Origin of the sequence: Endozoicomonas sp. NE40 (assembly GCF_040549045.1) — a bacterium.
Classification (GTDB): domain Bacteria; phylum Pseudomonadota; class Gammaproteobacteria; order Pseudomonadales; family Endozoicomonadaceae; genus Endozoicomonas_A; species Endozoicomonas_A lisbonensis.
In genome coordinates, this window is record NZ_JBEWTB010000002.1 from 1,491,016 (window position 1) to 1,504,172 (window position 13,157).

13 protein-coding genes are annotated in these 13,157 nt (G+C 50.5%); all 13 read left to right on the forward strand.

Features of this window, described 5'->3' with window-relative positions; translation table 11 throughout:
• Positions 1-11 precede the first annotated feature (11 nt).
• The 13 genes from nrdB to V5J35_RS07725 all read left to right on the forward strand — a co-directional run bounded on the left by nrdB (position 12) and on the right by V5J35_RS07725 (position 13,156).
• On the forward strand, positions 12-1,142 hold the full coding sequence (gene nrdB / locus V5J35_RS07665; RefSeq protein ID WP_354010682.1) for a class Ia ribonucleoside-diphosphate reductase subunit beta: 1,131 nt from the start codon (positions 12-14) through the stop codon (positions 1,140-1,142).
• 58 nt (positions 1,143-1,200) lie between these two features.
• Entirely contained in the window at positions 1,201-1,482 is a 282-nt protein-coding gene (yfaE, locus tag V5J35_RS07670) for a class I ribonucleotide reductase maintenance protein YfaE (RefSeq protein WP_354010683.1), read from the forward strand.
• Positions 1,483-1,537: 55 nt separating this feature from the next.
• A complete protein-coding gene (locus tag V5J35_RS07675; protein ID WP_354010684.1) occupies positions 1,538-2,032 on the forward strand; it encodes a hypothetical protein in 495 nt (164 codons plus the stop codon).
• Positions 2,033-2,180: 148 nt separating this feature from the next.
• Positions 2,181-3,992, forward strand: coding sequence for an extracellular solute-binding protein (locus V5J35_RS07680; protein WP_354010685.1), 1,812 nt, complete (start codon positions 2,181-2,183; stop codon positions 3,990-3,992).
• An 80-nt stretch (positions 3,993-4,072) separates the two neighbouring features.
• On the forward strand, positions 4,073-4,969 hold the full coding sequence (locus V5J35_RS07685) for a bile acid:sodium symporter family protein (protein ID WP_354010686.1): 897 nt from the start codon (positions 4,073-4,075) through the stop codon (positions 4,967-4,969).
• Positions 4,970-5,301: 332 nt separating this feature from the next.
• Positions 5,302-6,222 (forward strand): aspartate carbamoyltransferase, encoded by a 921-nt coding sequence (pyrB, locus tag V5J35_RS07690; protein ID WP_354010687.1) that lies wholly within the window; start codon positions 5,302-5,304, stop codon positions 6,220-6,222.
• Between the two features lie 30 nt (positions 6,223-6,252).
• Positions 6,253-6,708 carry an aspartate carbamoyltransferase regulatory subunit gene (pyrI, locus tag V5J35_RS07695; protein ID WP_354010688.1) on the forward strand — a complete coding sequence of 152 codons (456 nt, stop codon included), beginning with the start codon at positions 6,253-6,255 and terminating at the stop codon, positions 6,706-6,708.
• A 144-nt stretch (positions 6,709-6,852) separates the two neighbouring features.
• Complete coding sequence (locus V5J35_RS07700) at positions 6,853-7,770, forward strand: DMT family transporter (RefSeq protein WP_354010689.1); 918 nt, start codon at positions 6,853-6,855, stop codon at positions 7,768-7,770.
• A 91-nt stretch (positions 7,771-7,861) separates the two neighbouring features.
• On the forward strand, positions 7,862-8,167 hold the full coding sequence (locus V5J35_RS07705; protein WP_354010690.1) for a hypothetical protein: 306 nt from the start codon (positions 7,862-7,864) through the stop codon (positions 8,165-8,167).
• Positions 8,168-8,233: 66 nt separating this feature from the next.
• Positions 8,234-8,383, forward strand: a complete 150-nt coding sequence (locus V5J35_RS07710) for a hypothetical protein (protein ID WP_354010691.1) — start codon at positions 8,234-8,236, stop codon at positions 8,381-8,383.
• 247 nt (positions 8,384-8,630) lie between these two features.
• Positions 8,631-9,833, forward strand: coding sequence for an ATP-dependent RNA helicase RhlB (gene rhlB / locus V5J35_RS07715; protein WP_419095790.1), 1,203 nt, complete (start codon positions 8,631-8,633; stop codon positions 9,831-9,833).
• Between the two features lie 283 nt (positions 9,834-10,116).
• Positions 10,117-11,520 carry a PhoH family protein gene (locus tag V5J35_RS07720; RefSeq protein WP_354010693.1) on the forward strand — a complete coding sequence of 468 codons (1,404 nt, stop codon included), beginning with the start codon at positions 10,117-10,119 and terminating at the stop codon, positions 11,518-11,520.
• A gap of 190 nt (positions 11,521-11,710) precedes the next feature.
• Positions 11,711-13,156, forward strand: coding sequence for a TolC family protein (locus V5J35_RS07725; protein ID WP_354010694.1), 1,446 nt, complete (start codon positions 11,711-11,713; stop codon positions 13,154-13,156).
• Position 13,157: the final 1 nt, after the last annotated feature.

Genomic DNA, 13,157 nt, shown 5'->3' on the forward strand with positions numbered 1-13,157 from the left:
AGACCAATACTATGAGCTACACCACTTTCAACCAGGAATTGTTTAATGCCACTGAAGAACCCATGTTTTTTGGTCGCAATGTCAACGTCTCCCGCTATGACGTGCAGAAACACCCCATCTTCGAAAAGCTGATTGAAAAACAGTTGTCGTTTTTCTGGCGACCTGAAGAAGTGGATCTGTCAACAGACCGCAGCGATTTCGCTGCCCTGCCAGAACATGAAAAGCACATTTTTCTAAGCAACCTGAAGTATCAGACCCTGCTGGACTCCATCCAGGGGCGGTCACCCAATGTTGCCCTGCTGCCGATTGTCTCCCTGCCAGAGCTGGAAACCTGGCTTGAGACCTGGGCTTTCAGCGAAACTATTCACTCGCGCTCGTACACTCACATTATCCGCAATATTCTTCCGGATCCTTCAGCCGTATTCGATGATATTGTCACCAACAGCGCCATTGTCCAGAGAGCCACCGATATTACCCGTTATTACGACGACCTGATTGAGGGTATCAACCAGTACAACGTGCTGGGTGAAGGCGAGCACCGGGTGAATGGCACAACGATACATGTGTCGGTCACCGACCTGAAACGGCGGCTCTACCTGACGGTGGTTTCGATCAACGTGCTGGAAGCCATCCGTTTCTATGTCAGCTTTGCCTGCAGCTTTGCCTTTGCTGAGCGTTCCACCATGGAAGGCAACGCCAAGATCATCAAACTGATCGCCCGCGATGAAGCCCTGCACCTGACCGGTACCCAGCACATGCTGCAGATCATGGCGGAAGGTAAGGATGATCCGGAAATGGCTCAAATCGCAGCGTCACTGAAAAGCGAAGCCAGAGAGATATTCATAGAAGCCGCAAGGCAGGAAAAAGAGTGGGCTGAATACCTGTTCCAGGACGGTTCAATGATCGGCCTGAATAAAGATATTCTCAGCCAGTACGTGGAATACATTACCAACCAGCGCATGTCCGCCATCGGCATGGAACCGGCCTTTGCTCCGATCCAGAACCCTCTGCCATGGATGAACAGCTGGCTGAACAGCGACAATGTACAGGTAGCGCCGCAGGAAGTTGAAGTCAGCTCTTACCTGGTGGGACAGATAGACAGTGAAGTGGGATCAGAAGACTTCAGTAACTTTTCGCTGTAGCTTCTGCTCACTTTAACTCCATCTCCTTAACGGACTGACTAACGACAGGAGGCTTCCATTGGCCAATATCATCAAGATTATGGAAGGGTTCAGCTTTATTCCCAGAAGCGAGCTGAACCTGCTGGAAGCCCTGGAGTCTCAAAAGGTCGATGTCGAATATCAGTGCCGGGAAGGCTTCTGTGGCAGCTGTCAGGTGCAGCTGGTTGAAGGCGAGGTGGAATACACCAGCGACCCCATAGCCTTTGTACCGGAAGGCCGGATTCTGCCTTGCTGCTGCCACGCTAAAAGTGACCTGACCATTGAAATTCCCGGCGGCTGTCACTTCAAAAAACCGGAATAACATACATTTGAAAGCGGAGCGTGAATCCGGAAAGAATTGCGAGATGGAAGTGACTATGTACTACCCTGCCGTAGAAAAAATATTTTATGACTTGAGCAAAATAGTCCCATTAAAACTACAAGGCCAACCACACCCGCCAGGCAATGTTAACAGTGTCTTTTTGTTAGAGAAAACTGGCAGGCGTTACTATCTGATGCCTGCTTCCTTTTTCCCGGAACATACCAGTGTAAATGTTCCTGTACTTTTTGATGGCTATTATTTGTATGCCATTCTGGCTGACTATCCTCAACAAGTCATGGTAGGGCCTGATGTAACGAACGACCAATTTGGTGAAGAACAGACTGTCGCTGGACACTCATCCATTTCACTGGGTAGTGATGTGTTGTATGCCGGTGTATTAGACTTCCTTCACGGAGAACTTGTCATGTGGAACAACGCTTCAGGACATTACCTCCCCAGCGCCACATCACGTCACACACAACTCACTTCCAATGTGAAACGATTGCTGCCTGAAGCCTTGTTTTGTAATGGCGAGTCATGGTTGCCTTAATTGTCGTCCCCCCAGCGCAAATGGCAGGAAGCTGGCAGTCCTGCGGCCTACCACTGTCTGCGCCCGATTTTTGGCAACATCATACCGAAGAAGCCTGAGCAGGTGTTTTGGCTATCATTGGCTGCTATAACGACAGAATGAGAGCAATATGCGGCTTTTTCTACCTGCCATATTTCTGGCAATATTCTGCGCTACACATTCAGCCATTGCCCGGACTACCATCAGCCATCAGTTCACCCTGATTGGCCACAGCAAGTACCCGGCCGACTTTACCCATTTTGCTTACGTAAACCCTGAAGCCCCCAAGGGCGGTACACTAAAGCTGGCGACAACCCTGAATTTCGATTCACTGAATCCCTTCAACAACCGGGGAGTTGCCCCCCCTTATATCCACGATACCCATGCCCGGCTGATGGTTCGTTCAGCGGATGAGAACTACTCTCTATACGGTTATGTGGCTGAACAACTGGAATACCCTGACGATTACAGCTGGGTCATCTTTCATATTCATCCCAAAGCCCGGCTCTCTGATGGCCAGAGCATTACAGCCAGTGATGTTGCCTTTACTCTGGATCGCCTGAAAACAGAAGCCTCTCCGTTCTTTAGGAACTTATACAAAAACACCTCTGCCGAAGTCCTTAGCCCGAAGAAAGTTCGTTTTACTTTTGCCACACCCGGTCCCAAAGCCATAGCGCTGTCAGCTTACATGCCCGTTCTGTCAAAAACTTACTGGGAAAAGCGTTCACTGGATGACAAATTAACAGAACCACCCGTACACAGTGGCCCTCTACGCCCCGGTAAATTTATCAAAGGCCAGAGCATTGTTTACGAAAGGGTTAAGGACTACTGGGGAGCTGATCTTCCGGTCAATAAAGGCCGTTACAATTTTGATGCAATTCGTGTTGATGTCTACCGGGATCAGCACGCTGCCGCAGAGGCTTTTAAAGCAGGGCTTTACGACCTTCGCTATGAACAGGACGCCAGTCAGTGGCCGGATGGCAGCAAACGGTCAGACAGCCAAAAGTCAGACAAGAAGCTCCCCGATAAAAAGAAAGACCGCATCCGACACAAAACACTGCTGCTGGAATACCCACCGGGCATGGCTGGACTGGTCTTCAATACCCGTTTAGACAAGTTCAGGGATCTACGGGTGCGCAAAGCGTTAACGCTACTGTTCGACTTCGAGTGGATTAACCAGAAGCTGTTACATTCAAATTACCAGCGTACGGTCAGTTTTTTCAGCTACACCGCCCTGCAGGCGAAAGAACCACCGGATAAAGACGAACTCAGCCTGTTGCAACCTGTAAAAGCGCATTTGAAGGATTCTGTCTACGGCTACCCGGAACTACCTCCGGTAACAAAAGGGGATGGCAACAACCGCGACAACCAGCGCAAGGCAATCAACCTGCTGAAAGAGGCTGGTTGGGTTCTGCAAAAAGGCGCGATGAAACACCATAAAACCGGAGAGCGACTGACCATTAGCGTTCTCAGCGATGATCACTCACAGGAACGCCTGCTGGTTCCCTTTCGAAAAATGCTGGGCAACATTGGCATTGATCTGGATGTTCAAACCGTCGACAAAAGCCAGTTCCGTAAACGCATAAAGCAGTTTGACTTTGAAGTGGCTAACTGGCACTTCTGGCACTCCCTGTTTCCCGGCTCCGAACAGCTGCATACCTACAGCAGCAAAGCGGCTCATCAACCAGGCAGCGGCAATATTGCCGGTATTCAAGACCCGGCGATCGATTACCTGCTCGGCAAGCTCGTAAACTGCCAGAGCTACAACGAACTGATTCCGGTGGGAAGATCTCTGGATCGGATTCTGCGAAGCCATTACTATCTGATCCCCAAATGGCATACCCGCCAGTTACACATTCTGTACTGGAACCGAATTGAACATCCCGATCAGAAAAGTCTCTACTGGCACTCCCATAATGACTGGTGGTATCGCACCGGCTAGCTCCAAAAACCTGCTATATTGTCGCAACAAAATTCCCGGAAACAAAAAGGATCATAACCCTGTTTTCCAGATTACTCCCTTTGTGGGCGCTGTGCGGTCTGGCCACTGGCTACTGTTTCAGTTCTGCCATTGCCCCTTACAAGTTCGCTATGTCTCCCCTGCTAGCCATTATCATGTTCGCCATGGGACTGACCCTGACGATAACTGACCTGCGTGAGGCATTAACCGATGTGCGCCCGCTGGCTGTGGGCGTTTGTCTGCAATTTATCCTGATGCCTTTGCTGGCCTGGACCATCAGTCAGGCGCTTTCGCTTCCAACAGAACTGCTGATAGGTATGATGCTGGTAGGCACTGCCCCCGGCGGCACGGCTTCCAATGTGCTTGCTTATCTGGCAGGAGGACGGGTCGCGTTGTCGATTGGTATGACAACGCTCTCGACGTTGATGGCCGTTGTTGTTATGCCCTTTCTGTGTTCCCTGTATCTAAGTACCGTTATTCAGGTTGATCAGGCCGGTATGCTGCTCAGCATCCTGAAAATCGTTATCCTGCCAGTGGCTGGGGGCGTGCTTCTAAATTTCCTTTGTCCACGGCAGATCAGCCGCATTAAGCCCTGCTTGCCTGCGGTTGCGGTGACAGGCATTTGCTGTGCGATTACCCTGGTGATCGCCCTGAACGCTGACGCGCTTGCCACGGTTTCTGCCGTAGCCATTTTCGCGGTACTGCTGCATAACATTCTGGGGCTGGTGTCAGGGTACTTTTCTGCCAGGCTGTGTGGAATGGATATACCTACGGCCCGCACTGTTGCCATAGAAGTTGGCACACAGAACACCGGGTTGGCAGCCGCCCTGGCTTTCAAGCACTTTTCGACTCTGGCGGCCCTGCCGGGAGCCATATTCAGCATAACCCAGAATTTACTGGGTGCCTGGCAGGCCGGTTACTGGTCCAGAAAACCACCTGCGGAAACAGCAAAACCCTGATTGATGGCTTGACCGGCCAGACGTCATACGTAAAATGTCGCTTAATTTGCAAGGCTGTTTATCAGCGATTCCGCAGCAATATTGACTTACTGCAGCTTTTTCACTGCAATAACTTGTTAGAATGCTTTATTAAGCCTGCCAAAAGCAGGTTTACAGGACGAACGGAAACTTCCGAGGCTAAGCAAACTCGTGTTTATATTAGTCACAGTAAAACGTGAAGCACTGGCTCCGACTCTCTATGCCAGCCGTCGTCGATTTCCCGTTTTTTAAAAAGCCCCTTTTATAAGGGGCTTTTTTTTGATTTAAAAACCCACGCAGACAGGTGTTTATTGATGGAAAACCGACTCTACAAAAGAGATATCATTTCCATTGCTGACTTTAACCGGAATGACCTTGAACTGGTTCTGGAAACAGCAGCAGAACTGAAAAACTCACCACGCCCCGACCTGTTGAAAGGTAAGGTTATCGCCAGTTGCTTCTTTGAGGCATCCACCCGCACCCGCCTGTCCTTTGAAACCGCAGTACAACGGCTGGGCGGCACCCTGATTGGCTTTTCCGATGCAGGCAATACCTCTGCCAAAAAAGGCGAGACCCTGGCAGACTCCGTCAACATCATCAGCTCCTACACCGACGCCTTCGTGATGCGCCACCCCCAGGAAGGCGCAGCCCGACTGGCATCAGAGTTTTCCAGCGTCCCCGTCATCAATGGTGGAGACGGCTCCAACCAGCACCCAACCCAGACCCTGCTCGACCTGTTCAGCATTCGTGAATGTCAGGACAAACTGGATGGTCTGAAAGTCGCGTTTGTTGGAGACCTGAAATACGGTCGCACCGTGCATTCCCTCGCCCAGGCACTGTGCCATTTTGGGGCGGAGTTTACCTTTATCGCGCCGAAAGCACTGGCAATGCCGGATTACATTCTGGAAGAGCTGGACGAAAAAGGGATCAAATACCGCTTCTCGGACTCTATCGAAGAGACTGCCCCGCAGGTGGACATCATCTATATGACCCGTGTCCAGAAAGAACGCTTTGACGAAACCGAGTACAAGCACATCGCTTCCAGATACATTCTGGACGTGGACTCGCTCAAAGAAGCGAAAGACAACCTGAAAATCCTGCACCCACTGCCACGGGTGGATGAAATTGCTGTTGAAGTCGACAAGACGCCTTACGCCTACTATTTCCAGCAGGCTGAAAACGGTGTCTATGCCCGCCAGGCATTGCTGGCGCTGGTATTGAATGAAGTCGTGTAAACGGCATTGAAACGAATTGAGGATAAGACAATGAGAAAGAAACTTCAGGTTGAAGCCATTCGTCAGGGTACCGTGATCGACCACATTCCTGCCGGACAGGGCATTAAAATCCTGGATCGCCTGCAACTGCTGGACTCCAACGCCAGCATTACCGTGGGTTTTAATCTGCCCAGCAAGGACCAGAGTCACAAAGATATCATCAAGGTCACCAGCCGAATGCTCACTGAGCAGGAGGCAAACCAGCTGGCGTTGTTTGCCCCCACCGCGACGATCAATGTGATCGACAACTATGAGGTCGTCGACAAGTTCAAAATGGCGCTGCCAGAAAGCCTTCAAGGCGCTTTCTCCTGCCCGAACTCTAACTGCATCACCCACAACGAACCTGTCGATACTCACTTTTCCCTGCGTGAGCACAAAGGTGACGTTCGCCTGAAATGCAGGTACTGCGAAAAGAGTTTCAGCAAAGACATTGTCGCTGAGCTGTAGTTGCTGAGCTGCAATGACTGACTGAGCCCTGCCTGGCTCAGTCATAAACAGGGCAGCCTTTGATGAAAAAGCTGCCCTGCGAAACCTTCCGGAGTTTTTCGTGTCTATACTGCATCGAATTCCAATAAGCAGTACGGACAGGATGTGAATAATTTCTCTTCTTTAAAGCCGCTCATCCCCTATATAAAGCTGACCGCCATGAGTTTTTTCTTTGGTGGTGTGTTTGTTGCAGGAAAAACCATTGTCGGCGAAGTTGAACCCGCCATAGCGGCATTCCTGCGTTTTGCCATTGCTACTCTGATGCTCCTGCTGATCCTGCTCTGGAAAGAGAAGCAGATACCGATACCCACACCCTCCCAGTTTGCAGGACTGGCAGCCCTTGGCCTGACCGGCGTTCTTGGCTACAACCTGTGCCTGTTGATTGGTCTGGAAACCGTCTCTTCCAGTCGCAGTTCTGTCATTGTTGCCAGCAATCCGGTCTTCATCACCCTGATGTCAGTTCTGTTCCTGGGCGACCGGCTCACCCGTCGCAAGCTGGTCGGTATTGGCCTGTCGGTCTCTGGTGCCATTCTTGTCGCTTCACACGGCAGCTGGAACAACCTGACTGATTTCAGCTCCGGTGACCTTGCCATACTGGTCTGTGCCATTTGCTGGGCAAGCTACTCCGTCATTGGCAGATACGTTCTCAACTCCCTGTCACCGCTGGTTTCAGTCACTTATGCCTCAGCCATCGGGCTCACTATGCTGCTGCCTTTTGCCCTGCATACCGCCGACTTTCAAACGGTTCGCTCATTGGGTACCAGTGCCTGGATAGCCATTATGTATATGGGAGTGTTCGGCACCGTCTGTGCTTTCCTGCTCTACTACCAGGGCATACAGGCATTAGGGGTTATCAGGGCCGGAGCCTTCATTAATCTCATTCCGGTTAGCGCCATTATACTGGCTCTGTTCATCCTCAACGAGGAAATAGACGTATCCATCACGATTGGCACATTAATCACTATTTTGGGTATTTTTCTTATTAATTCGAGACAAAAAACTGCCATTGGAACCAATCAGTGATACCTATGTCTAATACCAAAATTCACTAGTTAACCATAAAATTCAGTAATTACGGTTATAAGTCCGCCCTGGGTGGCTGAGGATAGACAGTATGGATTTCAATCCGGTTCAGGCGCTTGTACAAATCATTTCAGGCTCGGATCGCCATGATACCCCAACGCCTGAAACTGCTGCGGCAAAAGCCCAGAAATCCTTCGAAGAAGCCAGTTTCTTTGCAGCCCATTTTAAAGACTTTACCGTTCGTCCCATGCCAGATCAGCCTTTGATGCAAATTCTCCAGAGAGGCAAATGGCGCCGCAAACTGCGTAAAGTAGGCAAAAAAGAAAAGCCAGGACGCACTTATATGCGCAAGCGCAAAGACAAAGAAGAAAAAGAAGAGCACCACGAAGAACTGTAAAACAGGTTCGAAAACAATATCAATTGGCTCAAAAGTGGTTCTTCTGCCCTGTTTAACTTAAAATCGATGGAATCAGCCGCAGAACCCCAATCAACACTCTGCGACATCATGCTGCACCATGTTCCCCTGAGGCAGGTGGATTTTTTACCTGACCTGTTACCCGCCAACACCATCTGGCAGGAGCTCTGGCGGCAGCTGCTCAGCCTGTACCTGTAATTCAATCAGGTTCAGGAAATTGATAAGGAATGAGATCAAAGCATTGAGTGGTTTACTAAGCATTTTCCGCAAAAAAAAGGCGGCTTCAGAATCCGGGCAAAAGCAAACCTCTGCGTCTGCCCGGAAAAATGAAAAAAAAGCTCAGAGTCACAACTCCGAGCCAACAGGTTCCCGCAAAAAAAAGCACCATCAGAAACACACCAATAACCCCCGAAAAAGCCACTCCAGACAGGCACATAAAAAGCCAGTGCCAGCCTGGGACATCAACCAGTTTGCGGTCGAACCGGAAGAAGGCAAAACCCGTTTCCACGATTTCGACCTGCCAGACGGCCTGATGCAGGGCATCCATGAGCTGGGTTTCAAATACTGCACACCGATTCAGGCAGAGGTTCTGGGCAGTACCCTGGCAGGGCGCGATGCCATTGGTAAGGCACAGACGGGTACGGGTAAAACAGCTGCGTTCCTGATCAGTACCATCAAACAACTGATTGATATTTCACCACCTGACACCCGTTATATTGGTGAACCCCGGGCTGTTGTTATTGCCCCGACACGGGAACTGGCCCTGCAGATTGGCAAAGACGCTGAAGCCCTGACCAAACACCTGCCACTGCATGTAGTTACTGTGGTAGGCGGTATGGATTACGACAAGCAGCGCCAGAAGATCAATGCCAATTACATCGACATTCTGGTGGCAACACCGGGTCGACTGCTGGACTACTGTGAGCGCAAGGATCTGTACCTGGACCTCACCGAAACCATGATCATCGACGAAGCTGACCGCATGCTGGACATGGGCTTTATCCCCCAGGTGCGTCGAATCGTGCGCATGACACCACGCCCGGGTGATCGTCAGACCCTGCTGTTTTCCGCAACCTTCACCGATGAAGTCCTGCGCCTTGGTGAGCAATGGACCTGGAAGCCGGTCAAGGTTGAAATCGAACCGGAAAGCGTTGCCACCGATACGGTTGACCAGAAACTCTACCTCGTTACCAACGAACAGAAGTACGCCCTGCTGACCAACCTGATCAGGCAGGACAAACTGGATCGTGTCATTGTCTTTACCAACCGCCGGGACCAGACCCGACGCCTGACTGAGCGTTTGCAGAAAGATGGTTTCAAAACCGACCAGCTGTCCGGCGAAGTGCCTCAAAAGAAACGCATTAAAACCCTGGACAACTTCAAGAACGGGAAAATCAATGTGCTGGTCGCTACCGATGTCGCGGGACGCGGGATTCACATTAAAGGCATCAGCCATGTGGTGAATTACTACCTGCCCGAAGACCCGGAAGATTATGTACACCGCATTGGCCGTACAGGTCGTGCCGGGGCATCAGGCATCAGCATCAGCTTTGCCTGCGAAGATGACTCCTTCCTGATCCCTGACCTGGAAGAGATGCTGGGTGCCAAACTGACTATGGAATACCCACCTGAAGAATTATTGAAATAGTTCACATAATGGCCGGTTTATCCGGTCATTTTTTTGTCAAAAATACAGAATCAGTCATTAATCAGTCACAAAAAACGGGTTAAATAGTGGGCATTCGAAAGGTGTTCAGATAGCAGAAAAAGAAGCTTATTTCTTAAATTTTAGAACCAAAACAAGTGGAATAAAAGCCGTTTGAAGTTACATTTGAATTTTTTATTTCAAACTGAAATTTAAACTTGCTGACCTTCATTTTTTCGATAACTATTAAATATGAGAGATCCACAAACCGACGAGGAAGTCGCTTATGGGAAAAGCCTTGGAAGCCAAGCCGATCATCTCAACCCAAACAACCACCTACATACTCGATAGCAATGTCCTGATACACGATCCAAACTCAATACTGAACTTCGAAGAACACCGCGTTCTCATTCCAATGACAGTTCTGGAGGAACTGGACAAACTCAAAAACGGTAAACAAACCATCGCTGCCGATTGCCGTCAGGCTATCCGCATTATTGATCAGATTCTGGGCAGCGCTTCTCCCGGCGAGATTGAAGCGGGTGTAGCCATAAGCCGTGGAGAAAAAGCAGAACCTCAGGGAACCCTGTCCATTCTGTCACATCAGGAAGCAGACAACGTCAGAACTCTGCCTACCACTAACAACGACAACAAAATCATCAACGACATCTGCCAGTATCAGCGCAACCACCCCGACACTGAAGTGATACTGGTGACCAAAGACATCAACATGCGCCTCAAGTCCAGAGGCTGCGGCATTCACTCAGAGGATTACCACAGCGATCAGCTGCTGTCCGATATCGGCATGCTGACCAATGGTTATCTCCACTTTGAAGGAAATTTCTGGGATCGTGTTAACGAAGTCAACACACAACAGGTGGAAGGAGCCACTTATCACCGCATTCCCAGAGAGACATTCAGCGAAGACCTTTACCTTAATCAGTTTTTCCTGGACGACACCGGTTTTGTCGCCAGGGTACACAGCCTGACGGACGATGAGATCCAGCTGCTGCACATGAGCCACGAAACCCTTATGAATCAGGAGGCATGGGGGTTACAACCGCTCGATATTTATCAGGCGATGTCACTGAACCTGTTGCTTGACCCGGATATCCATCTGGTGAACCTGACAGGCGCAGCCGGTTCCGGTAAAACCATTCTGGCTCTGGCAGCGGCTATCGAAATGACGGTTGCCACCAAACAGTTTCGTCGAATTATAGCGACTCGCTCAACCCGGGGGCTGGACGAAGATATTGGCTATCTGCCCGGCACCGAAGCGGAAAAAATGGAACCCTGGCTGGGTGCCATTACCGATAACCTTGAAGCCCTGCACTACGATGATGAGTCGACCAACGGCAGTGTGGATTACATTCTCAAACAGGTGCCTCTGCACTTTAAATCCCTTAACTACATTCGCGGTCGAAGCTTCCAGCAGAGTCTGATTATTATCGACGAATGCCAGAACCTGACGCCACACCAGATCAAAACGATCATCACCCGTGCCGGAGCGGGCAGTAAGGTCATCTGTCTGGGCAACCTGGCACAGATTGACACACCCTATCTTGCCCCAACCAGTTCCGGCCTGACGTACATGACTGAACGCCTGAAAAACTTTCCTCATGGTGGAGCCCTACAGCTGAAAGGAGTACCTCGTTCGCCATTAGCAGCATACGCTGAAGAATACCTGTAATCCTCCAGGGAGCCTGTCCTGCAGGCTCCATCCTCTCCTTCACACCTGCTGAAATACGATCGAATTTGTAACATTCTTATACAAATTAAGAGAAACTGTCGAAACATGATCAGTGTCATACCCATCAAAAACCCTATTCCGATATAACACCCGACCAGCACTAATACTTCTTCTGCAGTAAAGCTCACTAATGCACAGATATCGACATCACACCATTGCTCTGGTCACACTGCTGACGCTCGGCCTGTCGGGCTGCTCACTCATGCCTGCAGAACATACGACAGACTCAGCAAGCTTGCCGGACAGTTTCTCCCAGACCGGACAACACAGTTTTTCTGAACAATGGTGGCATGAGTTCGAAGACCCACAACTGAACCTGCTTATTGAAGAAGCGCTGACCAGCAACTTCACTATTCAGTCCGCCCTGGCCAGACAGGAACAGGCTGCCGCCCAGGCTAATGTGACACAAGCCGGGCTATACCCGAACGTAACAGGCAATGCCGGCCAGAGCTACCGACGCAACCAGCAGCAAAATGGCAATATCAACAAGAATGAATCATTTGATGTAGGCATCAGTACCCGTTGGGAAATTGACTTGTGGGGACGCATGCGCCACCGTTCCGATGCTGCCATGTATGATTACCTTGCCAGCTCCGAAGCATTGCAGTCAGCAGCCATCTCTCTGGCAGGGAATATCGCCAGAACCTGGTATCAGCTGTCTGAACAATCTGCCCGCGTCGATATTTTGTCCCGGCAGTTAACCAATATCGAACACATCACTGAAGTCACGAACCTGCGCTATACCAGCGGACAGGGTTCAGTCAGTGCTATCTGGCGACAGGAACAAATCGCAGAATCCACCCGTGCCAGTCATTTGCAGGCCGTTAAACGACAGGAAATTCTGACTCGCCAGCTCAACGTTTTACTGGGCAAACCGCCAGCCAGCAAACCGAGATGGCAGGTATCTGCGTTTCCAACACTGCCAGCCCTCCCCTCTACAGGCATTCCTGCCAATCTGGTAGAAACACGCCCGGATATCAGGGATCGCTGGTATCAGTATCAGGCAAGACGTCATCAGGTCGCAGAAGCCAGGGCCGCCCGTATTCCTTCGTTTATGATTTCAGCCGGTACCGACACCAGCGGTGACCAGCTGGAAGACCTGTTTGATTTCTGGGCGACAGACTTTGCGCTCAGCCTGAACGTACCCATTTTTCGCGGCGGTCAGCTGAAAAGCCAGCAGCGACGGGCCGAAGCAATATCGACACGGGCGTTTTACGACTATACACAAACCGTTCTGAACGCGCTTCGGGAGGTGGAAACCAACCTGCTGGAAGAACAGAGTCAGCAGGAACAGTTAGCCAGCCTGCAGGAACAGACCCGGTCAGCCCAGAAAATCCTTGATGTAGAAAGCGCCCGCTATGCCACTGGCATACAGCGCTATCTGGATGTATTAAACGCCCAGGAACGCCTTTTCAACCTGCAACTGAGAAGCCTTGCCGCAGAACGCCAGCTCATGGAACGCCGTATTAACCTGTACCAGTCACTGGGCGGAAGCCTGCTTAATATTGACGACAATGGAGAACTAATGATTCAAATGCCCATAACGAAAGAAGAACAACTGCAGGAGGCTGTCTGAC